Raw genomic sequence first — 25,291 nt, forward strand, 5'->3', positions numbered from 1 at the left:
CTAAAGGAAAATAACGATGCGTTCACTTAATATCGGCGCTACTGGCATGTTAGCTCAACAACTCAATGTTGAGGTAATTTCCCACAATATCGCTAACATGAATACTACGGCGTACACACGCCGTAGAGTGGAATTCCAAGATCTCTTATACCAAAACTTGCGGCGTGTCGGTTCGACATCATCCGATACGGGGACGATTGTACCGGCGGGTGTCCAGGTTGGACTAGGCGTTAAGACTGCTGCTGTATACCGTATTACCGAGCAAGGAAATTTGACCCTTACCGAAAATTCCCTGGATGTAGCAATTAATGGAGAAGGTTATTTCCAAGTAACATTGCCGAGTGGAGAAACCGCCTATACTCGATCAGGGGCATTTCAGTTGAGTGAGGACGGAGAGATTGTGACTGTAGATGGCTTTACCATCCAGCCCGGCATCACGGTGCCTAGCGATGCCGTAGATGTCACTATCAATTCGAGTGGGCAAGTAGAAGTGAAACTCGACGGAACCGTAACACCAACCGTAGCCGGACAATTAGAACTTGCAGTCTTTGCAAATGAGGCGGGGCTGCTTGCAATTGGCGATAATTTATTTCTGGAAACCCCAGCTTCCGGCACAGCTACTACGGGCAATCCTGCTGCAACCGGATTTGGGAGTTTGCAACAGGGATTTCTTGAAACCTCAAATGTAAATGTCGTTGAAGAGATTACCAATCTCATCACCGCACAACGAGCTTATGAAATGAATTCAAAAGTAATTGAGACTTCGGACCAAATGATGGCGACCATAAGTAACATCAGGTAAATTCAAATGAAAATGATGACGATGTTTCTAACAAAATGCTTTTACCGATCAGTTCTTACATTACTGGTTCTCGGCATAGGGCTTATAGTTTCATTGCCAGCTTCGGCGGTATCGCTTCATCGGCACATTATGTTGGAGGGAAAAAATCTTACACTCGGAGATGTTTTTGATGGGGCAGGTAGATATGCTGACCGAATAATTGCCCGCGCTCCGGCACCCGGGAAGCGGGCCACTTTGACACCCGAATGGCTAGCTTATGTTGCGCGCTCCTATAATTTACAGTGGGCGCCGTCTTCAGCCCAAGACATCGCTATAGTGCAAAGAACAAGTCATATTATCGGAAAAGAGGAAATTGGAGTAAAAATACTTGCCGCACTTAGGCCCGAATTACCCCGCTCCGAGCTCTACACCGTAAATTTCGACAAACGGAAAATAGAAGCGCATCTCCCAACTAACATACCACCGTCGCTCAACGTCGAACGCATTACGCGTGATAAAATTAGTAACCGCTTTTTTGCAATTCTCACGGCTGATAGAGGCCGTCACCGCCATACAGTATCTGGCACATTACTGCGCATGATAGAAATTCCCGTGGTAACCCGTCGAATACGTAAAGGTGAAATAGTCGATCATGATGATATTCGAGTCATAACGGTGAGCGCTAAGCAAATCGGTCCAAATGTCTTAGTGGACCAAAATGAGCTCATTGGAAAAGCACCGCGTCGAACGCTGATAGAAAATAGGCCAATACGCGCCAGAGACGTGCGTCAACCACTGCTGGTTAAGCGCGGCGGGCTTGTCTCAATGATTTATCAAACCAAGTTCATGCGTATCTCAGCGCGAGGTAAAGCTAAGCAAAATGGCTCGCGAGGCGAAGCTGTGCGAGTAGAAAATATAGGAAGCAAGAAAGTCGTCGAGGGAGTGATCACGGGCCCTGGCGAAATCACGGTAACTTTTGACCATCCGGTTGCCAGAAAATAGGAGCTGTGTCTGATGCCACAGATTGTAAAACCTTTTTTTAACAAACGCCTTGCTGCAATGCTGCTTGCTGGCACGATGCTAGTTAGTTGCAACTCACTTGATAGACTGGCAAACGTTGGAGCAGAACCTTCGATGACAAACATTCAGAACCCTACACACCAAAATGGGTATAAACCAGTCAGCATGCCAATGCCAAAACCAGTGGTCGCAAATCAAGAAATCAATTCTCTTTGGCGACCAGGCTCAAAAGCCTTTTTCAAAGACCTGCGCGCAAGCGAGATAGGCGATATCGTTACTGTTATCGTTAATATAAGCGATAAAGCAGATATTGATAATGAAACAGATCGCACCCGAACCAACACAGAGGATGCAGCAGCCGGTTCCGCACTTGGTTACGAGACCCAGCTCAACCAGATTTTGCCTGAAGCAATCTCCCCAACAAGTTTACTTGATTTAGACAGCTCTAATCGTTCGAATGGTAAAGGTACCATTGACCGCTCTGAAATTGTTCAAGTGCAGGTCGCTGCTGTCGTAACTCAGGTTCTTCCTAATGGTAACTTGGTAATTCACGGCCGACAAGAGACACGCGTCAATTTCGAAAATCGTGAACTCCAAATCGCTGGCGTAATAAGACCTCAGGATATAGATAACTCAAACCAAGTTGCATTTGAAAAGATTGCTGAGGCTCGACTTGCTTACGGTGGACGCGGCCACATTACTGATGTGCAGCAAGCAAGATACGGCCAGCAAATTGTCGATATAATATTCCCATTCTAATGACATTGTTGAATCCATATTTAGAGATCTAAAGTCATCCCATCAAAGTAAAATGCGTCGATCCTAAGCTCTCTTTACCCCTCCCAAGCAAGATCTACGCATTAGTCGAGGCTGGCATCTAAAAGATGCCGGCCTCGTTATTAGTGAGGTGGCGCGAGCAGTCTACAACCCTCTCCCTTTTTACAATTACCAGATATTATTTTGTGATTGATACGGCATTGCACCTTGCGGAGCATAGATCCATTAATTGTGAGAGGATCGCTTCTGTTGTCTCAACGACGAAATTTTGCAATTTCTACTCTAGCCCTGAGCTCAATTTCATCTAACACCTCGTTCAACTCTGGATCTTCCACTTCGCCGCGACCTTCCCTCAACATTTGAGTAATAGCCTCAAGGTCATTTGGGGGAATCACCCCACCAATAAGACCTATCCGCAGCTCCTCAAGCTTATCAAGAATGCTTTCGCCCCACCGCTGTCCCTTGCGAGACCGACCATCAACGGCATCGTCCACCTCCTGTATGGCTAGTAGCGCATCCACCGCCTGAGCCGGAGCCGCCCCACTAACACCTCCCACCCCTCCGCCTACTTGATCAAGGGCCTCACTAAATTTAGCATCGCCAGACTTACCTGTTTTCCCAGTACGTTTCACTGGCGTAGAAGGTCTGACTGATCCTGTTCGTTGTATTTTCATATGAATAGCATAGCCCTTTTTTAAGAAATACAAAACGCCTTAACTTTTTAATTTTAAGTCTCAGATGTTTCAAGCCACGAAGGGCAATCTTTGCCGGCCAATCGGCAGCCCTTGCCCCAGAACGTCTAGCACAAAAGCGAGAGAAACTCTCTGCCGTATTTTATATAGCAAATTCAGTTATTTAGGAATCTACAAAACTGGCACGAGCTTCGCTTCTGTATACGATGGATAAACATGCCCGAAGAAAGGCTAATGAAATGCGGTATGTGGCAGAACAGAATGTTGCCTTTAATTTTTTGCTGGTTTGGCAAAATTTTCATCGCAAAATGATTTCTGTAGTTTTGGGCATCATAATCTTAGTTGGATCCACCCAAAATATCGCTGCCCAGTCACGTATTAAGGATATTGTAGACTTTGAGGGTGTCCGGGAAAATCTGCTCGTCGGTTATGGCTTGGTCGTCGGATTGAATGGAACAGGCGACAGCCTTGGTAGCGCAATATTTACTAAAGAAAGTCTTATCGGCATGCTTGAACGTCTCGGCATAAATGCACGTGATACAAGCCTTGATACAAAAAATGTCGCAGCTGTGATGGTCACAGCAAAACTACCGCCATTTTCTCGCCAGGGCACTAACATAGATATTACAGTCTCATCGTTAGGTTCTGCATCGAATCTACTAGGGGGCACGTTGTTGGTGACACCTCTGCTTGCAGCCGACGGAGAAGTATATGCTGTGGGCCAAGGAAATTTGCAAGTCGGCGGATTCGCAGCCGCTGGCAATGCTGACCAGGTGGTTAAAGGCGTGCCAACGAGCGCCCGTATTCCGAACGGGGCAATTATTGAACGAGAAATACCATTTCAACTTGCAACCTTAAAAAAAGTACGTCTATCACTCCGCAATCCTGACTTTACAACTGCTCGGCGGGTCGCACGCGCAGTAAATGCTTTTGTTGGTAGGCCAGCGTCACGGGTAATCGACCCAGCGACGGTCCAACTTACAGTGCCAGATAATTATCAAAATCAAGTAATTGAGCTTTTAACAGATATCGAGCAGCTCCGTGTAGAACCTGACCAAATTGCTAAGATTGTAATAGACGAACAATCGGGAATAATAGTAATGGGCGAAAATGTTCGTATCTCTAGTGTTGCCATAGCGCAGGGTAATTTGACAATACGCATCACTGAAACGCCTCAAGTCTCCCAGCCCGCGCCATTTTCAAATACAGGCGAAACAAAAGAGGTAAACCGCACCAAAATAGAGGTTGAAGAAGGTAAAAGTAAACTTACCGTTCTTGGAAGTAGCGTGACCCTTCAGGAATTAGTGAATGGCATAAATGCGTTAGGCATAGGGCCACGAGACATGATCAGTATTTTACAAGCGATCAAAGCTGCCGGCGCAATGCAAGCAGAAATTGAGGTGCTGTAATGGATATATCATCAAGCCTTGCTAAGGCCCAATTCAGTAACGTGCAAAAACCGAATGAGATTTCGGCTTCAAAAGTAAAAACATTTAGCGAAGCTCAAGCTCGAAAAGCCGCCGAGGATGTAGAAGCTTTTTTTCTTTCCCAAGTATTTGAAACAATGTTCGCCGGCGTAAAGACAGACGGCCCTTTTGGCGGCGGCCAAGGCGAGAAAGTATTCCGTTCTATGTTAGTCCAAGAATATGGAAAAGCCGCAGCCAAAGCAGGCGGGTTTGGATTAGCAGATGAAGTGCGGCGTGAAATCTTAAGTTTACAGGAGGCCCAGAAATGAACCCGAATGCACTTGCCAGCGAACTTTTAGATGCGACAGAGTCGATTATAACAATAATTGAACAAGAAAATTCTTTGCTCAAGGAAGCGCGTGTAGATGCAATAGAGCCATTAATTGAGGCTAAAAAATCGCTTGTGGAAGTATATGAGCATCGATTGCATGACGCTGCCCAGAATAAAGCGTTTCTTGATGACGTTGACAGAGAACTGCGTGAAAAACTTCATAAATCTAATTCGCGGTTTCAGGATGCGGTTCGCAGTAATGTGCATGCGCTCCGCGCTGCGATGACAGTAAATCACCAAGTTGTGGAGACCATTGCCCACTCTATTGAGAACCAACAAATAGCACCTGCGGGATATTCCGCCACCGGCCAAGGTAAAAGGGCACAAGCAGACAAACAAAAAATGGCGGGTAAGATCGCATTTACATTAAACGAAGAATTTTAAACTCATAATTGGCAGCCCACAGGGAATAAAAAAATGAGCCTAACGCTCGCAATCCAATCAGCAGTAAGCGGTCTTCAGTCAACTCAGAGAGCGCTGCAGGTCACCTCTGAAAATATCGCTAACGTCAATACCGATGGTTACTCGCGTAAAGATGTTTCGTTCTCTCAAACAACGCTTGCCGGGGTTGGGGTTGGGGTTGAAATAGCTGCAATTACACGCACTGTAGACGAATTTCTATTGCGACAGATTCGAGAAACTCAAACCATAACCAATAATTATGAAGTGCGCGATAAATTCATGTCTGAAATTCAGGCATTGTTTGGCACCCCATCAGACGATAATTCTGTCGCGACTTCCCTAGTCGCCTTAAAAAATGCTTTCGAAGCGCTAGCACTAACACCGGAAAATCAGGCTTTTCAGTTTGAAGCCATTGCCGAGGCGCGTGAGCTAGCGCTCAGGATTCGTACTCTTGGAGAAAATATCCAGCGTCTCCGCACCGAGGCAGATGAAGAAATTGCGCGCCTTGTAAGCCTTACCGATGCCAGCATCGAGAATGTCTCTGCACTCAATGTGCAAATTCAGAGGGGAGAATTAATTGGTGAAGATACCAGTTCACTCAGAGATGGCCGTGACCGTGAGCTGGAAGCACTATCGGAAATGATTGACATTCAGGCAATAGAGAATTCAGACGGCCGGATCGATCTTTTTACAAAAGGTGGAAGAACACTTTTAACTGGTAGCATTGCGATTGCTATGGATCATAGTGCAGCAGGAGGATTGAATGCCGTCACACAATATCTTGACCCAGACGATCCCGCTTATCCAGGTGGTATTACGGGTATTTTTCTTAATGGCTCGACAGCCGCAGCGGATGATATCACCTCAGAAATAAGTGGTGGACAACTTCAGGCACTCATTGCCTTGCGGGATAGGGTCTTACCAGATTTACAGTCTGAGTTGGACCAACTGACTAAAACCATTGTGCATGAAGTAAACAATCAACATAACAAAGGTACGGCGACACCGCCTCCGACCAGCCTAACGAGCACACACAGCTTTGCGACAACCGACGACATACAAGGCACTGGTGCCGTGCGAATATCGGTAATTGACCGTACAACCGGTGCGGTCGTTGAAAATCTTGATATCGCTGATCTTAGTACCATTGGCGATGCCGGATCCATGGTGAACTCAATAGATCTTATGACCAACGCATCTGCATCAATTAATTCTAATGGCAACATTGTGATCAGTTCCGATGATGCAGCAAACGGTATCGCAATTAATGTGAGTACAAGCGCATACACTACAATCGGAGGGAATACCCGAAATTTCGCACACTACTTTGGGTTTAATGACATGTTCCAAACGGTTACCGATAATTCCGATTACAATTCTTTTGTGTCTTCTCAACAGGCTGATAGTACTACTGCTTTAGGAATAGCTGGAACGCTTACTTTTGATATCGACCAAAGTACCGCCGCAACCGTAAACTATGCCGCAGGAGACGATCTTGAGGCCATAGCGAATAATATAGATACAACGGCCGCGATATCGAGCGCCAATATTACTGCTTTCGTGGCTAATGATGCAAGCGGCAGGCGACTTGTTATAATGAGCGACGACAACAGTAACTTTATTGTTACCGATAGCGGCACCCTTCTATCGGGCATCAACATGGATATCGATGAACGCAGATTTTCCAATGTGTTAGAGGTTCGCTCCGAGATTGCCGACGACCCAACGCTGGTCGCGCGCGGCACACTTAGCTTAACAGCCGCAGCGACAGAAGATGGAATCGTCTCTGGGGATGGCACCGCGGCAAATAACATTGCTGGACGTTTTGATGCCCAGTTAGACTTTGCAACATATGGGGGCATAGCGGGCACAAGCACAACCATATCTGGGTATGCATCACAAATGTTATCGTTACAGGCCTCACTTGCTGCAGAGGCAAAGAATCAATTTGAATTTAATGGTGCCTACCTTGAGTCCCTTAAGTTCCGAAGTGATGGAGAAAAGGGCGTCAACTTAGATGAAGAACTTTCTGAACTCGTTATTCTCGAACAAGCATTCAATGCTGCAGCAAGAATAGTCTCGGTTGTTGATGCGATGTTTGATGAACTCTTTAACTCCGTCACATAGAGGCTGTTAAAATGGTTACCAGGATAGGATCCCATGCTCAAAGCCAAATAGTTCTGCAAGCCACACTTCGTACACAAGCAAGATTATTTGATAGCCAAACTCAAGTAGCAACAGGTAAAAAGACGCAGACTTTTTCTGGACTTGCGGGTGATGCACAACGCCTTCTGAATGCTAAAGCTGATCTTGCCAAAACCGATCAATTTCTTGAAAATATAGAAATCGCTGAGCAGCGCCTCGATATGATGTTATTCTCAGTAGATCGGGTTGATGAGGTTGCTCGAGAGATGCGTTCACTTTTCCAGAGTGCTCGTAATGGTGACACCGCAAATGTTCTCGACGTTCCCAATATGGCCGAACAGTTTCGTGACCTGGTTGTCGATCTGCTAAATTCAAAAGACAACGAACGCTTTTTATTTTCTGGGGGAAAGACCGATACAAAACCCGTCGATCTTGGCAACGGCGTTTATACAGCCCCTGCTCCACCGCCATATGATGACGGCCCGGACACTGGCTATTATGAAGGGGATGACACTGTTAATTCGGTGAGAATCGATAATAGTTTTGTTGTCTCCTACGGTGTTTTAGCCAATGCTGACCCTTTCGAGAAAGTAATAAGGGCGTTGGATAATATAGCGCAAATGTCTTTTACTGAGCCTCCTACTGCGGACGAACTCGCAGTCGTAGAAGCAGCTATCACAGAACTAAATGAGGCAATAGAGGACAATGGCGTCAATCCAACCCTTCAGAATATTGCATCGGGAATCGCGCTCGATCAAAACCTGATTGCAGAACAACGCAGCAAGCATAGAAGTGTCAAAGTTTTCCTTGAAACTAAAATTGGTGATATTGAAAACGTGAATACAGCTGAAGCAGTTGCTAAACTAAACTTTGAGCAAGTACAATTAGAAGCATCGTTTCAGGTCATCTCGCGCATACAACGCCTCACCTTAAACACCTTTTTTTAAATGTCTGATAAAAAGTAGACTGCTGAGGTATGCATATTTTAGATAACGTAAGAACCTATGTTTCTTGCTTTGCGCAGTGCAGGGTCTCCGATTATGGATTCGACATAAATGGCATCACGGTCCGAGGATAAATCACCTGACGGTTTTTTTGTTGGGTCTGCAAATCAAGTACTTGATCAAATCCTATTACGCATTGATGATGGCCAGCACGAGAGCGCGGAAAATATCCTACGCCAATTGATTAAAAATCGCCCCGGCCACGCTGAATCTTGGAACCTGCGAGGAGTGAATGCAATCAAAGGAGGTGGTATTGAGTTAGCGATTGAGTGCTTCACAAAAGCATCCAATATAAACAGCAATAACGCTGTCTATGCTGCAAACCTCGGCAACGCTCTGGGGCTGGATAAAAGGTGGGGGCAGGCGGCAGGGGCTTGGTCACGTGCAATATTACTAGCACCAAAAAATCCGGAGCATCAGCTAGGGCTCGCAATCTGCATGATGCATCAAGGTAAGATAACGGAGGCTTTAGAACAAGGAGACCATGCTCTGCAGATGCACCCGCCACCGGAGGTAATATTTACGTTTGCTAAATCACTTTCCAAACACGGCCAACTTAAGCCTGCAATCAATGCTTACACGGCTGGTCTTTCTCAACAACCAGAGAATACCGAAGCTAAATTCCAACTCGGTGCGTTATTTCAAAAGTTGGGCGATCTTAAAAATGCCGCAGATTGCTTTCGGGCAATTCATTTGCGTGATCCTAATAACGTAGAAGTACTCTGCCGCCTCTCTGCAATAGCCCGTGAACTAGGGCAAACAGAAGAAGCAATTCAAGCCGGGGAGCGAACTCTTTCCCTAGACCCCGATTCCGCCGAGGCTCACAATAATCTCGGGCTGGCGCTTTGTGATTTAAGCAAATATTCAGAGGCGGTTGAGCATTTTGAGGCAGCACTTACAACCACCAGCGCCCGCTATGAAACATTGAATAACCTTGGGGTTGCTCATCAGGCTCTCGGGAATTTGGATAAAGCGGAACATGTCTTGCGCCGTGCCCTCATGATTAGCAGCTCATTGCCCGCGGCTGAACGTAACCTTGGGAACGTATTGCGGCAAGCCGAAAGGTTTGATGAGGCACTGTCATGCTATCAGCGTGCGCTCAAAAAAAACCCGTTAGATTTTACGACTTATGCAAACATTGGGCTATTACTTATCAATCTTAATCGGCCAGCCGATGCAATTACAATTTATGAGAAAGCACTATCACTCAAACCTAATCATTTGGGTATTCGTAAAAGTCTAGGCATAGCTCAATTGCAGTGTGGCAATTTACAAGAGGGCTTTCGTAATTACGAAGCGAGGCTCCCAAAAAAAGACTGCTTCTCAAAAATTCCAAGATGGTTTCCTGATTGCAACGCTCACTCTGTGCTTGTTACAGCTGAACAAGGCTTCGGTGATACGTTGCAGTTTTGCCGGTACCTCAATCGACTTGTAGAAATGGGATTAAAAGTAACCTTTGCCTGTCAACCTACCTTGGTCCGTCTGATGAGAACTGTAAATGCTGCAATTACTGTGATTTCAAAAAATGATAAATTACCTGAAACTGACGCGCACATTCCGTTACTTAGCCTGCCATTCGCTCTTAAGAGTACTTTAGAAACGATCCCAGCAGATTGCCCGTATCTTTCGGCGGATGCGGCTCTCACTCCAAAATGGCGTAAAATTACCGACAAGGCGGTTAAAAGCGTCGGTCTCGTTTGGTCAGGAAATCCGCACCGCCAGGATGATCGCATGCGCTCATGTCCACCAGAATTATTACGCAAGTTGTTATGCATGAAAGAAATTGACTTCTATTCATTGCAAAAGGAAGGAACCCCAACCGACCTTGAAGGAATTATGGATTTGGGCTCTCATCTTACAGACTTCGCTGAAACAGCGGCCCTAATCAACTCGTTAGATATTGTTGTTACGGTTGACACAGCAATGGCCCATTTAGCCGGCGCTCTCGGCAAGCCTGTGTGGGTGATGTTGGGTAATACGGCGGATTGGCGATATTTTTTAGAGCGCAATGATAGCCCGTGGTATCCTCAGATGCGGTTATTCCGACAAAAAAGGCCCGGTGCTTGGGCCGATCTGATAAGTGATGTTGCAAAGGCATTGAGAGTTTGGGCTGCTGCTTGAAACGAGCCCCCCAAATAAACCATAAGCCTTTAACTGGCTGTTAGGCATCTACAAATAATAATAATCCTTCCTTCTTGAAACCAAGCAACTGCCATTTGACAACTCCACCATCGCTGCCATTTTTAAGACAGACACCGCACAGTTCAGGCTATGCGACAATTTCCTCATTCCTGAGGTTTGTTCTAACTTCAGCTGGCGGCTCATCGCCCGATACAGATACATCGATATCATCTTCATCTGGCGTAGTTAAAAGCCCGGAAGCAATGTTTTTATTAATATCAATCAATACATTCAGTTTCTGAGTATCTGGTTCCGCCAAAGCGTTCACCGTGTGCTTATCTATGAATACACTCAAGCTCAAAACATTTTGTTTGATATTTTGGGGTAATGGATTTTCATCGGATGATATATCCGCCTGAAATATTGTCCATAACCGCCAATTTAACCTTAGAGCAGCTTTATATGAGTCAATATCCCCTGGGTTGGAAAGACAGTCATCAAGCATTCGAGCTGCCTCTAAAAGAGCTTTCGCTTCGTTTTGAGAAGTGTTTGTGCCAAATTTTTCATAAGATTGATAGGCGCTAGGCTGTGACATGCTTCAACACCTCTTGTTCATATTTCATTAATTTACGGCATTTTTTTAAAGCACCGTATACATCGCCGGTAATAACGTCTTTTCCAATCTCAAATACAATAGAAGTTGAACTCGGAACGGCTTTTATGAATTGTTTAACCAACTGATTAAATTTCTGCTGATAATAACGATCTTTTTCTGGGAACATGTAAAGCATCTGGACCATAAAATATATCCGTTTGGCAGGTGTATCTGCCTCCTCTTCTGACATAATATCACGCTCCCGCAAAATACTGGCTTTGTTCTCAAGTACGAGTTCTGACTTTTCCCCGCCATTTAAGATAACAGCCTGATTGATAGCCACTTTTTCTCCAGGCTTTAGGACTATTTTTAATGGCATTACAGAGAAGCCTCAAGAATTATAACAATTGTACTTTACCGAAACAAAAATGCTTACTGCGAAAAGGGTATTCAATTTCCGTACCAAAATAGCATTTTTCAAAGTTTTATGATCTTTGATCCCCAGAATAAGGTAAAAAAAGGGGGCCCAAGTTAGACGGGCCCCCGAATTAAGCTTAGTTTTTTATTATTTTTAACCGAAGAGAGCCAGAATTGACCGCTCACTCTGGGCGGCCAGAGCCAAAGAGTTGATGCCGAGTTGCTGACGTGTTTGTAGGGCCAGCAGATTAGCACTCTCCTTATTCAGGTCTGCAAGGGTCAATTTGCCCGCGCCGTCCTGAAGCGTGCCAATTAAATTATCACCAAAATCTAATCGCGTCTGCAATATCGATGCGCTAGAACCTAGAGTTGACGCATTTGAGCGTAACTCGGTGATAGCACTATTCACTGCCGTGATTGCAGTATCGATTGCAGTGGTGTCGGCAAAGTTATTGGTAGCATTGGCAATATTTAAGCCCGTAGATGCTGTCGTCGAATCGAGACCCGAAATCGTTAAGGTACTCGAAGCATCCTCGTTAAAGTCAATGATTAGGTTATCAGCCGAAGCCTTAACCAAATTTGTGCCATTAAAACTCGCATCGTTCGCCAAATCATCAATCTGACTTAAAATGTCGTTAAATTGCACTGCTAAAGTAGACTGCTCCGAGGTATCACCGGTTGCCTTAGCGTTGTTCGCAAGGCCCTTGGCCTGCTCAACTAGTTCTGTAATGGCGTCAAGACCGTCGATCGCAGCTGCAACTGACGAAATCCCCAAGTCAACATCATTGCGTAAAGCCGCAAAGTCATCCGCGCGGTTGTTTAGAGCCCCCGCGGTGAAAAATGCACTGGCTCCGTCTATCGGTGAACCAACTGCTAGTCCAGAGGCAAGACGATCTTGGGTCTTGCTAACAAGTGTAGAAGTGCGTTGCAGTGTCAAAAGGTTTGAACGCACAGCTGTCGTAAGCGTAATTTCATTACCCATTTTTAGCTCCTTTTCTAGGACATATCAGCCGCTTTCTGCGACCGCTGAACACCCCAAGCCGGTTTCTCCATTTTAGGGCACCACTCACAAATCGAATGATAAAGTTCGACTGTTGTCACGCAACAGATGTGCCACAGTATTGACCCACAAGTGACTGGGCATAAGCCTATGATTTTGAACCGGATTTTCTGACAGCTGCTTTTAAAAATTAGGAGAAGCGGCAAAATTTTCCTAAAAAACGGCAAAATGTGCCCACCGGGCGGAATATTCTGCCCGGCAGTTTAATTCCCGAGGTGTTACCGCAGGTCAGTTGGACTTAATAACTAACCGAACAAGGCTAACACGGCTCTCTCGCTTTGCGAGGCCAATGCCAGAGAATTGAGCCCAAGTTGTTGTCGCGTTTGAAGCGATAAGAGATTAGCACCTTCCTCATTCAGATCTGCTAAAGTTAATGTGCCAGAACCCTCCAGCAGAGTGTTTGCCAGGTCCTCGGTAAAACTTAACCTTGTCTGCAAAATGGAGTTATTCGACCCAAGTGTTGCTGCGTTCCCTCTTAATTCGACAAGAGCACTATTAATTGCTGTCAAAGCAGTATCGATCGCAGCGCTATCAGCAAAGTTATTGGTAGCATTAGCAATGTTTAACCCAGTTGTTGCAGTTGTTGAGTCAAGCCCGCTAACCGTGATGGTGTTGCTACTATCTTCATTGAAATCGATAATTAAGTTGTCTGGCGTTCCCTTGATGAGGTTGATACCATTGAAGCTGGCATCATTTGTCAAATCATCGAGCTGAGTAAGAATATCATTGAACTGCACCGCGAGAGTTGATCGTTCGTTGGTATCACCAGTAGCAGCGGCGTTATTGGCCAAACCCTTAGCTGTGCCCACAAGTTCGGTAATTGCCTCGATGCCTTGTAACCCGGCCGTAACTGTGCTTATACCAAGCTCAATATTATCTTTTATCCGCGACAAATCATCTGCACGAAAATTTAATGATCTCGAGATAAAAAAAGCGGTAGCATCATCTTGTGCGCTATTAACCTTCAAACCAGTAGCTAAGCGCTCTTGAGTTATATCGGTTAGGCCAGCGGTTCGTTGAAGTGTCAGTAGGTTAGACCTTACTGCCACGGATAGGTTGATCTTATCTACCATCTGTCATGTCCTTTCTGACTTTGACAATGGCGCTATGTGTGGCGGTTATACCTTTGGTGCGGATTTCCACTGAAGCGCCAAACCTATTCCGAAAAGCGCAACGGACATGCCAACAATTACTAAGCCCTAAGCATATGTTTTATATGAATATTTAATGCCAATTCCGATCCCAAAAAAGTTGGCGGCCGATTTCTACCGGGCATTTCTTACCACTAATGGAATATATTACCCAGCTCGGGTATTTTCTATGAATTCAACTAATTTGCGCTTTATCCTAGCTATGTCCTGCGCATTCAAATCTATCGAAAATGGCAACCCAAGTACTCGATCTGCTAAGTCGTTTGTGACCGACAACTCTGCTTTGGGCGCATTCGCAAAGGCAGGCTCTCGATGACATCCACGGCTCCACCACTGTCGAACCTCAATCCGCTGAGTTTGCATAAACACTTTTGCTGCCTCTACAGACGTCTCCCGCAAAATTACGTTAAAGGTAGATTTAGCAAAATCTGTTTCCGATCCTGGCGCTAGTGTAATGCCGTCCACATTAGACAATGCACGCCTAAGCTGCACGGCACGCTCCCGTAAACGGCACCGTAAATCCGGCCATGCGTCTAATGCCGCATGGCCTACAGCTGCTGAATATTCACTCATCTTCCCATTAAAACCGGCACCCTCTGCCAGCCGTTTCTTATGAAACCCAAAGTTACCATGCTGAAATAAAGCCTCGGCTCTATTGCTATCTCGACACATAATAAGACCACCCTCGCCGATACCAAGCGGTTTGGTGGCATGTAGACTAATCACAACAGGGCTCTGGCCAGCTTGGGCACTATCTATCCCTGCTGCAGAGTCAATCACAACAGGAATTCCTGTTTTAGCAGCTAGCTCATCCCATATATCAATATCAAGTGGAGCGCCAAACGGGGCCACAGCTAAGATAGCCCTCACCGGCTGGTTCAAATCTTCAAGAGCTTCGAGCACTAAATTCCGATCTAGGGCCCAGCTATCCGGATCAACGTCCAGAAAAAATGGCGTAAGGCCCGCAGCTATAGCTGCGTGCGCACTAGCAACGAAAGTAAAAGACGGCATTAAGCATAGCCCGCTTTCGCCCGCCGACGCCTCACGCAAGGCCATAGCCAATCCGAGTGTTCCGCTCGAGGTCATTACGATATTCTGATAGTCGACCGAGAACATATCGGCGAAACGTGAGCGCAATCTTTGCTCCAATGGGCCATAATTGCTGTACCAACGATTGCTGTCGATTTCTGCCAAATATGGCATGATCACTTCCGCCTGTGGCAAAGTTGGCCGCATCAAGGGAATATCATAATCCATTTTGATAGGTTCCCACTTTTTGTTGCATTTATTATTTGTCTCGTTGCAAGTGTGCTGCCAGCGCTTTATGTACCCTACAAATCACGGGACCCCAATCACTCCTCGAGTTTTGACGGAAAATCCTTGCTGTTGGATACCACGGACTGTCTTCTCGCTCTAGAAGCCAACGCCAATCAGGGCCATGAGGTACCAGTATCCACACCGGTTTACCCATGCCGCCGACAAGGTGCGCAAGAGCCGTATCCACCGTAATAACTAAGTCAACGCTGGAGACAATCGCAGCAGTGTCTAGGAAATTTTTGAACCCACTCCCAAATTCCTTCACACCAAGTTTTTTGAGAGCTCTCCGGTCCTCATCATCCAGCTCTGTCTGCAGGCTTATAAACTCCACTGCTTCCTGATGAAATAATATTTCAAAATTAGACAACGAACATGATCGATGTCGCCCTTTTCTGTTTGTTTTGCTCCCACGCCACACAAATCCGATTGTAAATTTCCCAAAGTCAACCCGTGGCTTAGGAAGCGGCAAATAGGGTACTGCAGCTGGCACCGTTTCAAGTGTTGTACCAAATTTATTAGGAAGGCTCATTAGGGCAACATGCAAATCAACCGAAGGCAGACTATTACCGAGAGGAACAACCGTATTGAGCCAAGATATTTTCGCAAACAATGGAACCAAAGAAGAGGGACATTCGAGAACTACGCGCGCACCTGCCTCCGCGAGCAGTGCGCCATAACGCACAAATTGTAATCCATCTCCAAGACCCTGCTCGTGATGAATTAGAACGGTTTTACCCGCGACTGGCTCACCATTCCACTCAGCTCCATCAAATTGGCGTTTTTCTAAAAATGGAACTGCGGCCCAACGCCATTCATATTCTGCCCAACCACGTTTATAGTCACCATCCAACAGAAGCGCTAAAGAACGGGTCCAAGCTGCTTCCGCCATCGCTGGTTCAAGAGCAAGCGCCCTTTCGGCAGCCTTCAGAGCAAGCGCAATGTTCTCAAACGCTAATTCTACTGTTGCAAGATTGGCATGAGCGTCTGCATAATATGGATCAATTTCTATCGCTCGCTTGTAGCAAAGGCGCGCGTCACCGGGCCGATCAAGCGCGCAATATGCATTTCCCAGATTATATTGGGCTTCTTTGCAAGTTTGGTCCAATGATGTAGCTCTCTCTCCATCTTGGACAGCTCCTTTTGGGTCATCAAAATCTAATCGAAGGCTACACCGATTAGCTCTAAAAACTGAGTTTCCTGGTTCCAACCGACATGCTTCCCAATTGGCTTTCAATGCTTCCTCAATGCGGCCCAACTGTTGCAAGGCTATTGCATAATCATTTTGCGCAACCGCGTGAGATGGCGATATTTTTACGGCCCTACTCAACATATCACGTGCTTCAATGGCACGCCCCACACTGAGGAATACTCTACCCGCATTATAATAGCCATCGGGCGAGTGTGGGGCTAAAGTAATTGCTTCTTCTAACTCAGCTAGAGCATCCCTAACTTGATCACAAGCAGCTAAAGCAATCCCATAATTTATTTTTACCGGGGCAAATCCCGGGTTAAGCTGTACGGCCTTTTTTAATAGCAAACATGCAGCTTTGGCATCCCCGCGGTCAAGAACAAGGGCACCTGCTAATTGAAGCGCTTCGGGATTTTCGGGGCTCTCATCGAGGATAGCATTATATATCTCGTAAGCCTCGTCGAGATGACCTTTAAGGTGACACAAAAGCCCTTTTTTTAGTCTTTCATCAAAACTATCATCCATGAGCTCATTGTAGTGATCAAATGCAGAGAGTGATACAAGCTTTGCAACATACCGGTGTATTGTCTAGTATCTAAATATGACCTGCATAGCAGTAATTCAGCCATATTTCGTGCCTTATGCCGGATATTTCCGGCTCTTTGCAGCCGCCGACAAAGTGGTTTTGTATGATTGTGTTCAATTTCCACGTCGAGGACGGGTGCACCGCAATGTACTGCCAGATTCGAACTCAAATCGACAATGGCTGACGCTGCCACTCCAAAAAGCTAACGTAAAGGTAAAAATACGAGACCTTAGTTTTGCCGAAGATGCAAAAGAAGCAATGATACAACGCACTTCTCGGTTCCCATCCCTGTCGACCGCTCCATGCGAATTAATGTCTCTGATACATCGCCCGGTAGGAAGTGTCGTAGATTATCTGGAATCTACATTGAAGGTGACTTGTAAACTATTAGGTTTGCCATGCAACACAACACGTTCCTCTTTGCTAGAATTACCCCCTCAGCTGAGTGGCACACAGCGGATTATAGCCGTCGCCAATTCATTGGGCGCGGATACATACGTCAATCTCTCCGGTGGACGAAACCTTTACAATAAATCCACATTCCTAAAACAGGGCATCAAGTTAAAATTTTTAAACGAATGGCAAGGCTCAAAATGGAGCATTTTGCAGCACTTGGCATTAGAAGAAAGAGCCCTCATAGCGAAAGACATTTGGGCTCAATGCTAGCCCCGCGCTACCCTAAGGATGAATTCACTCAGTGCATTTATGTGACACATGTCACCAAATATGGAGTCAGAACGTTCTACTACTCGCTCGCGGACATGCCTGTGAAAGTCATAATCCTTCGCAAACCGCACCGCACGGCTGACGTATTCTTCACCGCTATCAACGACTGGCTCTCTAATATCCATTAATTGATAGAGTGCCGCGGTATAGCGCCCTCGAAGGAAACGACCCGGCCACGTTAACATTGGTGTTCCAGCGCCAATTGCCTGCCAACTTGTATTTCCACCACCGAATGGGCGGGTATCAAGAGAAACATCGGATATAGAAAGTACATTCATAAAGTCCATGTGGCTCATCGCCGGTAAAAATTTAACACGATCTACGACGTCGGGAATACTGCATTCAAAGCGAGCCTGCAGCCTGTCTGAGAGACCAGGGGTAAACCCGGCAGGTATTAGTATATAGCCTTCTGGGTCTGCTCGAAGGATTTCGCCTAACAAAATATCCATCTCTGGGTGAATTTTAAACAGAGTTTGCGCACAGAAATAAAGCGATCGTTTTTGAGGCAAGCCAATTTCTGCCCGCGTCTTCAGGTTCTTCGGGAGTTCGGGTCGATCGTAATAGGTTGGAGCACCAGGAAGCCGAACTAAGCATTCTGCATAATGGTTATCTGCATTATTTGGCTCTTGTAAATCACTGCTCAAATAATAGTCTATGTTGGGCACCCCAACGGTATCTGGGTGTCCACCAAGCACACACTGCACCGGCGCTAGCCGTGCAAAACTCAGGAAATAGGTCAGCGGTTCCATTCCTATATCGGTATAAATTAAAACATCAAGACCGGTCTTCGCTATTTTTTTACGAGCTTCCCCTAACCGTGGCGGCAAGACAATAGCTTGATCAACATCGTGTGCAATTGCCGACCAAAGTGGATCCGACCCTTTTGAGAAGGTAAATGCTGTCACATGAATGTTCTCCCGCGGCATAAATCGGATTATTCCGTGGAAGCATCGACCCACAGAGTTTAACTGCAACTGGCGCGAGATAAATCCAACGCGTACCCTTGAATCTTTATAACGCTGTTCACAATGAACCTTTCCCAGACCTGGACAAGCATTAAGATAAAGTTCAGCCAGATGCTTTTGGGTGTTTTTATTATTAGTGTCGTGATATGAAATTAAAAAATTGCTGGCTCCAACCTCAATATATGGGTCGTCCAGATGGCAATCCAACCTGGCTATGTTCTGAAGACTGTTGTCTAATTCTATGCGAGCTGCGTTCATCTCTTCAAGCGAAGACGCCACGACCGGTAGCAACGTTGAGAGACGAAATAGCAACCCATCGTCGTTGCCTAATTCCAGAGCTCTTCGCCAATTAGCTCGCGCAGCTGTTATATTTCCAACCTTCGCATCCAAATTACCGATATTTTTTAGAATTTGTTTATTACTAGGTTCTAAGCGAACGGCTTCCTCTAAATTTTCACCCGCTTCAACGAGATTTCCAGTTTCAACCAAGGCAAGTCCTAAATTGTTAAGGGTCTCAGCTGAGCTGGGTGTTAACTTTACCGCTTGGCGAAGTATTTTCAGGGCTGCTTCCGGCTCACCCTGTTCGAGTAAAATTACACCAAGACTATTTGATGCCCCCGCATGCTTCGGTGCTAGCCTTATAACCTCAGAAAACACCCTAGCAGCTGCCTCTACGCGCCCGAGCTCTCGTAGAGCTACCCCCTTGTTGTGAAGCAGATTTGGATTATCGGGAGATAAGGAAAGTGCTTCTTCATAAGAATCAAGTGCCGCCTGAAATTCCCCGGTCTCTCTATATAAATTTCCCAAGTTAAAATGACCCATCGATTGCTTTGGGTCGAGGGCAAGGGCTCTCAGGAGATAAACTTTGGCTGCCTCCGTATCCCCCATTTCGCGAGTGACAACACCTAGATTTATCAGGAGTGCGGGGTTTTTCGGGTCTTCACTTTCAGCCCGTTTGAGCAAATCTAGTGCTGCTGAAGTTTCTCCAGATTTATGAGCTAAGATACCTAGCATCTGCAAGGCACCCGCGTGACGTGGATTGATAATGATAATTTGCCTGTATATTTCTCCAGCCATATCAGACCTTCCGGCCTCATAATGCCAACGCGCAGAGTTGTAGAGTGTATCTGTCTTAGTCACTGATTGATACCGACCGCAGAAATTTTATTAAATCTTCAATAACGTCCGTATCATTAAAAATTAGTTCCGATCGCTCAAGAATTTTTGACGATATCATTGAGCGTAATTTCTTATTTTGTCCAAGCTTTAAGGCAATATTGAGATAATCTTCCGGTGAAGCTGCAATACAATCGAATATTCCCATATGCTTATACAAAGCTTTTGCGCCAAGACCACGAATAAACTCACCGGGTAGAGTTACAACTGGAAGACCAAATCCAAAAGCTTGGTAATTGGTATTTCCTCCCCCAAAGGGCCAAGTGTCTAAGATAACATCGCCGAGGCTTAGTATGGCTAAAAACCCATCCCAATCTGTTCGTTTCAAAACTATCACTCGGTCGAGTGCATTGCCAAAAATCGGTCGCCAGCGAGAAATGAGTTTACTGGTCAAGGTTGGCGGATCCCCCTCAAAAATTACAAGTCGACCATTAGTGTCGGCTTTGATGAGCCTCGCAAGCCACTGATCCATATCCGGATGAATTTTGAACAAGCTCTGAGGGCACATGTATAAAATACGGTTTTCGGGCAAATTAGCATCACGCCGTGTGAGATTATCGGCCGTTATAGGCCGTTGGTAGCATGTCTGCACACCTCCAAGCCGGATTAATTTCTCAGTGTAATGATCCTGCGCCTTGCAGGGTTCTGCCTTGTCGCTAGATAGATAATAATCGACAGTACTGACACCACTTGTGACCGGGTGCCCCCAAAGCATGCATTGGACGGGAGCTAATCGTGCAAAACTGAGGTAGTAGCTAAAAGGGTCCATGCCAATGTCCGCGTAAATCAAAATATCAAGATGCAATTCGGAGATAACTTTACGAGCGGATATTAAATCGTGCGGCAGTGCAACCGAATGTGAAACTCTAAGCTTTAGGCTTTCCCATCCTTTATCTTCTTCATCGGCAAGAGAAACAAGTACCACCTCAATTTCATTGCCTGCCTTATCGACTAATCCTTCAAGTAGACCCTTTAGAGTATATCCCACTGCGTGACTTTTTAGGTAACGGGAGAAAAATCCAACACGGCGTCTGGAAGAATGCGGCGCAATAGCATCAGAAACATAATTCAGTGATGGACATGCTTGACGCCAGAATTCGGATAGCTTTTCCATGAGAGGGCGATCATTGTTTCCATGGTACGCTAAATAGAAATTCATAACCGGGACGCTTAACGGATCACCGCTGTATTTTAAGCGCTTTGCATGCAGCACGTCGAACCCCTCCTCAAAGCGCTGCCGCCACAGTCCGATATCCTCCGATGAGGATGGTATTGCTTGCATAAGCCCAGCTCGGGCTATAAAAAAATGCGGCTGCGGCCGCTCGTCTATTAACCGAGCAAGAATATCATCTGCTTCGTCAACCCTACCTGCGCCAGCCAATGAGAGTGCCCAATTATAGCGTGCGTCTAAAAAACCTGGCCGTGCAGTCAAAGCAGCTTCAAATGCAGTCGCGGCCTCATCGTAGCGCTTTTGACGTTTTAGCAGGTTACCAAGATTATTATGTGCTTCTGCAATGCTAGAATTAAGTTCTATCGCAGCTCGATAACTTGCCTCGGCCTCCACACTACGGCCTAACTTGACCAAAACCTTTCCACGATTTACCAAGATATTAACTGACTGTTCATCTTGGGCAAGACCCTGATTTAGTACAACTAGTGCCTCCTCACACTGTCCAGACAAGTCCAATAAAACTCCAAAGTTTGAGTATGCATCGACATATTCCGGATCACACTCAATAGCAGTTTGGTAATGCTTCATTCCAGAACCGAAGTCTCCCAATGCAACTGCCACAACCCCAGCATGTGTGTGAAACATCGCCTGACCCGGTAAAAGTCTTATGGCCGAAGCAATTTTTTCTGCCGCCTCTTTCAATCTCCCCTGAGCATGCAATGATAGACCGAAGAGATGCAAAGCATCGGGATCATTCGGAGCTTTTTGGAGCGTCACCTTAAATGCTTTCTCAGCACCTTTGTGATCTCCCATCTTTTGTAAAGCTAAAGCTTTCTGCAAATAGTCGTCAACCATTACCAAACAGTCTACCATTGGGATGTTATCTTTTGGCAAGAAGAGGATTTGCGTAATAATAACCCAATGCTTTAGGTATAAAGAATGAAAAAGCTAATCATCTTTGGAATCGGCCAGATTTCTGAAGTAGCGCACTACTTCTTTACAGAGGACAGTGAGTACGAGGTTGCAGCGTTTACAGCAAATAGCAATTTCATCGACCGAGACTTACATTTAGGTTTGCCAACAATTCCTTTTGAAGACATTCATGAGAAATGTCCGCCGGATGAATTTACTATGTTTATCGCGGTGGGGTATGAAAAAATGAACTTGCTACGGCGCAACAAGCTCGAGGCCGCGCGAACTTTAGGTTATGACATAGCACATTACGTTTCAAGCCGTGCTTTCGTACCAAATAATTTTAAAGCACGGGATAACTTATTCCTACTCGAAAATAATAATGTTCAGCCATATGCAATTATCGGAGAGAACGTAACGCTATGGAGCGGCAATCACATCGGTCACCACTCCGTGATAGAGAATGATGTGTTCGTTTCAAGTCAAGTCGTAATTTCTGGATCTGTAAGGGTAGGTCGGGCGAGTTTTCTCGGAGTAAACTCAACTATAGGCGACAATATTTCGGTAGGTGTTGAAAATATTATAGGTGCAGGATCATTAATAATGACAAATACTGACGATAAGGCAATTTTCAAGGCAAACCCAACTTACAAATCTCGAATCACAAGCGACCGCCTGAGATCATTCTAATGCTATGGCGTGGCTTGGGACATATTTTTACTGCAAAGGGCCAGCGTTCCTGGATGCAAAGCCACTGCTCAATGCCTTTTGCTGAACCTCTTACCGGCACGCGCTGTCGGATTTGGTTTACGGCCAGGAATAAAAATAATCACTCGCACGTGGCGTGGCTTGAAATTGACCTACAAGAGCCCAAAAAAATTCTGGCACTGTCCCAACGTCCATCACTCGCGCCAGGTTTCCCACGGACATTTGACGAATTTGGAGTAATGAATTCATGGGTTGTCAGGAAAGGCACCGAAAATTGGCACTATTACATAGGTTGGAGTGACGGCGGTGCCAAGCCTTTCCATGTAGCGATTGGCCTTGCGGCCCAACGTGGAAATCAACTCCGTCGTCTTTCTTCATTGCCAGTACTCGACCGGAGTTCGACTGACCCATATTTTGTGTCGACACCTTGCGTCATCAAAATAGGAACCTCATGGCACCTGTGGTATCTTTCTGGCACCGGATGGTCAACCACTCCGCCCACCAAAGCACGATATAAAATTGCCCATGCTACCAGTGAAGATGGACTAAATTGGACACCGAATACAAACGCCCGTTTCGAATTTACAAATGAGTATGAAACTGCTTGTGCTCGTCCCTCCGTAATATTTGAGAAGGGAGTATTTCATATGTGGTTCTGTGTTCGGGGCGATACTTCCCCCTATCGGCTGGCGTATGCAGAATCTTCGGACGGCCAGCGATGGAACCGAAAAGATAAAAATGTTGCATTCCGAAATTCACCTGGAAAATGGGAGAATGAGATGCGCGCTTACCCGCACGTGTTTGACCAAGCTGGCCGCCGTTGGATGATAACAGCGGGAAATGGCTTCGGCAGAGGAGGAATGGGATTGGCAATTCTCGAGAATTCTTAATTCTTGTCAAAGAATCGATTCAAAAAATGAACATCCGGGAAATGCTCGTCAATCAGGTCAAATTTTGATTTATAAATGTAGGGATTAGGAAATCCTCGCGATATAAAGTTAGGTTCTAGCATATTATTGTATCGAAAGCTGGCCGCCCAACGCACCCCGGCACCCTTAGATCTCCCAGTTCGGTGAGCAAGGAACATTGAGAACACAACAACGTCTCCGGGATTAGCAATTACCTGTGTATAGGGGAATCCACTGAGCTTCTCATCTGATACCGCATTTCCAAACTCGTGCGGCTTGGCCTTCAAAAGCCCCAAACGATGGCTAAAACGTGCAACCTCAAGCGGCCAAAAAGCTCGGCTATGCCGTGTCAATGGCAGCCACAATACCAGACCGTCAAGGCTACCCTGTACGCTCCGCCAATCTTGGTGTGATGGAGTTCCGTGGTAACCTTTGGGCACTGCCAATCCATTACCCACAATGTGAACAACAGGACGAGTAGATATAACAGGAGTTGCGAGCCCTAATTCGGAAACGAGGTCAACAATAATCTGACTGCTACCAACGGCATGTAGCTCAGGGTTATGTTGTGCAAGCTTCGCGGCTGCAAAATAACGCTCCATATCTGCATCAAAAAGACATTGAAGTTTTTGATTATTTTCGGGTTTCAGTCTCAAGTGCGATATTTGTGCATTAAATGGCTCCTCCAGTTTGGACTGTAGGTGCGAAACTTCCGCCGAAGACAAAACGTTCGGCAAGACTGTTATTCCGGTCGTCCATAAATCCTTTTTATGTGCGGTAATACTCAAAAGACTTTTCTCTTAACCTTAGACATGCCACCCTGCCCTCATGGATACCAAAAAGGCAAGCCCCCCGTACCAAATAATTATTGATCATTACGAAACTTGCTTAGAAAATCATGGAGACAACCATCTTGGTGTTGATTGGCCAGACAAATGTGATGCAGCCACTAGATACCGGGTGATGCTAGATATTGTCAAAGGATCTGGTAGTGAAACCATAATCGATTTTGGCTGCGGGGCCGGGCATTTACTGGATTATATTCAGTCCCATAATATAAAAAATATTGACTACATTGGTCTCGATATATCGCCAAAATTTATCGCCCTATGCAGGAGTAAGTGGCCTAATCATAATTTTATACAACAAGATGTGCTGAAAAAATCTGACACAATTCCAGAGGCAGACTACATAATTATGAATGGTGTATTTACTGAGAAACGCGCCCTTCCGAATAAGGTTATGTTTTTATACATGCAGAGAGTAATCAAGCTTATGTGGTCAAAAACGAGAAAAGGACTGGCCGTCAATGTTATGTCAACCAATGTTGATTGGAAGCGCAAAGATCTGTTCCATTTGTCAAAAAGAGATTTTTCCAATTTTTTGACTGCAGAAATTTCGGAAAGTTTTTTTTTTCGCGAGGATTACGGACTATATGAGTACACGACATATGTGCATCGAGACGCTTGACACCGTCGCTCGGCAAACTTTGCCCGGCAAAACTAGTGTTGGTAGGTAAAATATGCCTACCAAAAGTTTAGTTTTTTTCATTTCGAGGCCATGAGAAGCACAAAAGTAAACAAAAACCGGCTCTATTGCAGTTTTTTGGTTTGATGGCACCAGGTTTGCATCCTAGGGATTGGAAATCATGTGTAGATGCATAGCACAGTC

Annotated in this window: 23 protein-coding genes; 13 read left to right on the forward strand and 10 right to left on the reverse strand. The window is 45.7% G+C overall.

Going from position 1 to position 25,291, the window contains the following annotated elements; all coding sequences use genetic code 11:
• Window positions 1–16: 16 nt before the first annotated feature.
• Genes flgG through flgH form a run of 3 tightly spaced genes read left to right on the forward strand, consistent with a single transcriptional unit; the run spans window position 17 to window position 2,560 of the window.
• Window positions 17–802: a flagellar basal-body rod protein FlgG gene (flgG, locus tag VX941_11430; protein ID MEE2934014.1), complete on the forward strand. Its 786-nt coding sequence runs from the start codon at window positions 17–19 to the stop codon at window positions 800–802.
• Between the two features lie 6 nt (window positions 803–808).
• Window positions 809–1,783, forward strand: coding sequence for a flagellar basal body P-ring formation chaperone FlgA (flgA, locus tag VX941_11435; protein ID MEE2934015.1), 975 nt, complete (start codon window positions 809–811; stop codon window positions 1,781–1,783).
• Window positions 1,784–1,795: 12 nt separating this feature from the next.
• Complete coding sequence (flgH, locus tag VX941_11440; GenBank protein ID MEE2934016.1) at window positions 1,796–2,560, forward strand: flagellar basal body L-ring protein FlgH; 765 nt, start codon at window positions 1,796–1,798, stop codon at window positions 2,558–2,560.
• Between the two features lie 272 nt (window positions 2,561–2,832).
• Here flgH and VX941_11445 read toward each other — a convergent pair whose 3' ends face one another.
• Complete coding sequence (locus tag VX941_11445; protein ID MEE2934017.1) at window positions 2,833–3,252, reverse strand: flagellar assembly protein FliX; 420 nt, start codon at window positions 3,250–3,252, stop codon at window positions 2,833–2,835.
• 326 nt (window positions 3,253–3,578) lie between these two features.
• Between VX941_11445 and VX941_11450 the strand changes: the two genes are divergently transcribed.
• From VX941_11450 to VX941_11475, 6 genes are all read left to right on the forward strand, one after another.
• Complete coding sequence (locus tag VX941_11450; protein MEE2934018.1) at window positions 3,579–4,679, forward strand: flagellar basal body P-ring protein FlgI; 1,101 nt, start codon at window positions 3,579–3,581, stop codon at window positions 4,677–4,679.
• Window positions 4,679–5,005 carry a rod-binding protein gene (locus VX941_11455; protein MEE2934019.1) on the forward strand — a complete coding sequence of 109 codons (327 nt, stop codon included), beginning with the start codon at window positions 4,679–4,681 and terminating at the stop codon, window positions 5,003–5,005. Before VX941_11450 ends, VX941_11455 begins: the two co-directional genes overlap by 1 nt.
• The gene (locus tag VX941_11460) at window positions 5,002–5,451 is read left to right on the forward strand and encodes a hypothetical protein (protein MEE2934020.1); all 450 of its coding nucleotides are present in this window, start codon (window positions 5,002–5,004) and stop codon (window positions 5,449–5,451) included. The genes VX941_11455 and VX941_11460 overlap by 4 nt, the downstream gene beginning before the upstream one ends.
• 33 nt (window positions 5,452–5,484) lie before the next feature.
• On the forward strand, window positions 5,485–7,596 hold the full coding sequence (flgK, locus tag VX941_11465; protein ID MEE2934021.1) for a flagellar hook-associated protein FlgK: 2,112 nt from the start codon (window positions 5,485–5,487) through the stop codon (window positions 7,594–7,596).
• Window positions 7,597–7,607: 11 nt separating this feature from the next.
• Window positions 7,608–8,561, forward strand: coding sequence for a hypothetical protein (locus VX941_11470; protein ID MEE2934022.1), 954 nt, complete (start codon window positions 7,608–7,610; stop codon window positions 8,559–8,561).
• Window positions 8,562–8,669: 108 nt separating this feature from the next.
• A complete protein-coding gene (locus VX941_11475) occupies window positions 8,670–10,739 on the forward strand; it encodes a tetratricopeptide repeat protein (protein MEE2934023.1) in 2,070 nt (689 codons plus the stop codon).
• Between the two features lie 148 nt (window positions 10,740–10,887).
• Here VX941_11475 and flaF read toward each other — a convergent pair whose 3' ends face one another.
• The 6 genes from flaF to VX941_11505 all read right to left on the reverse strand — a co-directional run bounded on the left by flaF (window position 10,888) and on the right by VX941_11505 (window position 16,993).
• Window positions 10,888–11,334 (reverse strand): flagellar biosynthesis regulator FlaF, encoded by a 447-nt coding sequence (flaF, locus tag VX941_11480; protein ID MEE2934024.1) that lies wholly within the window; start codon window positions 11,332–11,334, stop codon window positions 10,888–10,890.
• Window positions 11,321–11,713, reverse strand: coding sequence for a flagellar biosynthesis repressor FlbT (locus tag VX941_11485; protein MEE2934025.1), 393 nt, complete (start codon window positions 11,711–11,713; stop codon window positions 11,321–11,323). Before VX941_11485 ends, flaF begins: the two co-directional genes overlap by 14 nt.
• 192 nt (window positions 11,714–11,905) lie before the next feature.
• Window positions 11,906–12,733 carry a flagellin gene (locus VX941_11490; protein ID MEE2934026.1) on the reverse strand — a complete coding sequence of 276 codons (828 nt, stop codon included), beginning with the start codon at window positions 12,731–12,733 and terminating at the stop codon, window positions 11,906–11,908.
• A gap of 323 nt (window positions 12,734–13,056) precedes the next feature.
• A complete protein-coding gene (locus VX941_11495; GenBank protein MEE2934027.1) occupies window positions 13,057–13,884 on the reverse strand; it encodes a flagellin in 828 nt (275 codons plus the stop codon).
• Between the two features lie 225 nt (window positions 13,885–14,109).
• The gene (locus VX941_11500; GenBank protein ID MEE2934028.1) at window positions 14,110–15,219 is read right to left on the reverse strand and encodes a DegT/DnrJ/EryC1/StrS aminotransferase family protein; all 1,110 of its coding nucleotides are present in this window, start codon (window positions 15,217–15,219) and stop codon (window positions 14,110–14,112) included.
• A gap of 31 nt (window positions 15,220–15,250) precedes the next feature.
• Complete coding sequence (locus VX941_11505) at window positions 15,251–16,993, reverse strand: tetratricopeptide repeat protein (GenBank protein MEE2934029.1); 1,743 nt, start codon at window positions 16,991–16,993, stop codon at window positions 15,251–15,253.
• 76 nt (window positions 16,994–17,069) lie between these two features.
• On the opposite strand from VX941_11505, the gene VX941_11510 reads away from it, so the two are divergent.
• Window positions 17,070–17,720, forward strand: coding sequence for a WbqC family protein (locus VX941_11510; protein ID MEE2934030.1), 651 nt, complete (start codon window positions 17,070–17,072; stop codon window positions 17,718–17,720).
• Here VX941_11510 and VX941_11515 read toward each other — a convergent pair.
• Both VX941_11515 and VX941_11520 read right to left on the reverse strand, forming a co-directional pair.
• On the reverse strand, window positions 17,717–19,885 hold the full coding sequence (locus tag VX941_11515) for a tetratricopeptide repeat protein (protein ID MEE2934031.1): 2,169 nt from the start codon (window positions 19,883–19,885) through the stop codon (window positions 17,717–17,719). The two genes, VX941_11510 and VX941_11515, sit on opposite strands and share 4 nt — an antisense overlap.
• Window positions 19,878–21,965: a tetratricopeptide repeat protein gene (locus tag VX941_11520; GenBank protein MEE2934032.1), complete on the reverse strand. Its 2,088-nt coding sequence runs from the start codon at window positions 21,963–21,965 to the stop codon at window positions 19,878–19,880. Before VX941_11520 ends, VX941_11515 begins: the two co-directional genes overlap by 8 nt.
• A 66-nt stretch (window positions 21,966–22,031) precedes the next feature.
• Here VX941_11520 and VX941_11525 point away from each other — a divergent pair, with 66 nt between their 5' ends.
• Window positions 22,032–22,694: an acetyltransferase gene (locus VX941_11525; protein MEE2934033.1), complete on the forward strand. Its 663-nt coding sequence runs from the start codon at window positions 22,032–22,034 to the stop codon at window positions 22,692–22,694.
• A complete protein-coding gene (locus VX941_11530) occupies window positions 22,694–23,602 on the forward strand; it encodes a hypothetical protein (GenBank protein MEE2934034.1) in 909 nt (302 codons plus the stop codon). The genes VX941_11525 and VX941_11530 overlap by 1 nt, the downstream gene beginning before the upstream one ends.
• Here the strand turns inward: VX941_11530 and VX941_11535 are convergent.
• Window positions 23,599–24,408: a phytanoyl-CoA dioxygenase family protein gene (locus VX941_11535; GenBank protein ID MEE2934035.1), complete on the reverse strand. Its 810-nt coding sequence runs from the start codon at window positions 24,406–24,408 to the stop codon at window positions 23,599–23,601. The genes VX941_11530 and VX941_11535 overlap by 4 nt on opposite strands.
• A gap of 40 nt (window positions 24,409–24,448) precedes the next feature.
• On the opposite strand from VX941_11535, the gene VX941_11540 reads away from it, so the two are divergent.
• A complete protein-coding gene (locus VX941_11540; GenBank protein MEE2934036.1) occupies window positions 24,449–25,090 on the forward strand; it encodes a class I SAM-dependent methyltransferase in 642 nt (213 codons plus the stop codon).
• Window positions 25,091–25,291: the final 201 nt, after the last annotated feature.

The sequence above is a fragment of the Pseudomonadota bacterium genome, assembly GCA_036339585.1.
Taxonomy (GTDB): domain Bacteria; phylum Pseudomonadota; class Alphaproteobacteria; order UBA8366; family UBA8366; genus UBA8366.

Coding starts and splice junctions, on each gene's coding strand:
- VX941_11510 (MEE2934030.1), top strand. CDS start 17,070: ATGACCTGCATAGCAGTAATTCAGCCATATTTCGTGCCTTATGCCGGA.
- VX941_11470 (MEE2934022.1), top strand. CDS start 7,608: ATGGTTACCAGGATAGGATCCCATGCTCAAAGCCAAATAGTTCTGCAA.
- VX941_11445 (MEE2934017.1), bottom strand. CDS start 3,252: ATGAAAATACAACGAACAGGATCAGTCAGACCTTCTACGCCAGTGAAA.
- VX941_11540 (MEE2934036.1), top strand. CDS start 24,449: ATGGATACCAAAAAGGCAAGCCCCCCGTACCAAATAATTATTGATCAT.
- VX941_11495 (MEE2934027.1), bottom strand. CDS start 13,884: ATGGTAGATAAGATCAACCTATCCGTGGCAGTAAGGTCTAACCTACTG.
- VX941_11525 (MEE2934033.1), top strand. CDS start 22,032: ATGAAAAAGCTAATCATCTTTGGAATCGGCCAGATTTCTGAAGTAGCG.
- VX941_11500 (MEE2934028.1), bottom strand. CDS start 15,219: ATGGATTATGATATTCCCTTGATGCGGCCAACTTTGCCACAGGCGGAA.
- VX941_11460 (MEE2934020.1), top strand. CDS start 5,002: ATGAACCCGAATGCACTTGCCAGCGAACTTTTAGATGCGACAGAGTCG.
- flaF (MEE2934024.1), bottom strand. CDS start 11,334: ATGTCACAGCCTAGCGCCTATCAATCTTATGAAAAATTTGGCACAAAC.
- VX941_11455 (MEE2934019.1), top strand. CDS start 4,679: ATGGATATATCATCAAGCCTTGCTAAGGCCCAATTCAGTAACGTGCAA.
- flgK (MEE2934021.1), top strand. CDS start 5,485: ATGAGCCTAACGCTCGCAATCCAATCAGCAGTAAGCGGTCTTCAGTCA.
- VX941_11450 (MEE2934018.1), top strand. CDS start 3,579: ATGATTTCTGTAGTTTTGGGCATCATAATCTTAGTTGGATCCACCCAA.
- flgA (MEE2934015.1), top strand. CDS start 809: ATGAAAATGATGACGATGTTTCTAACAAAATGCTTTTACCGATCAGTT.
- VX941_11520 (MEE2934032.1), bottom strand. CDS start 21,965: ATGGTAGACTGTTTGGTAATGGTTGACGACTATTTGCAGAAAGCTTTA.
- flgH (MEE2934016.1), top strand. CDS start 1,796: ATGCCACAGATTGTAAAACCTTTTTTTAACAAACGCCTTGCTGCAATG.
- flgG (MEE2934014.1), top strand. CDS start 17: ATGCGTTCACTTAATATCGGCGCTACTGGCATGTTAGCTCAACAACTC.
- VX941_11485 (MEE2934025.1), bottom strand. CDS start 11,713: ATGCCATTAAAAATAGTCCTAAAGCCTGGAGAAAAAGTGGCTATCAAT.
- VX941_11530 (MEE2934034.1), top strand. CDS start 22,694: ATGCTATGGCGTGGCTTGGGACATATTTTTACTGCAAAGGGCCAGCGT.
- VX941_11475 (MEE2934023.1), top strand. CDS start 8,670: ATGGCATCACGGTCCGAGGATAAATCACCTGACGGTTTTTTTGTTGGG.
- VX941_11505 (MEE2934029.1), bottom strand. CDS start 16,993: ATGGATGATAGTTTTGATGAAAGACTAAAAAAAGGGCTTTTGTGTCAC.
- VX941_11490 (MEE2934026.1), bottom strand. CDS start 12,733: ATGGGTAATGAAATTACGCTTACGACAGCTGTGCGTTCAAACCTTTTG.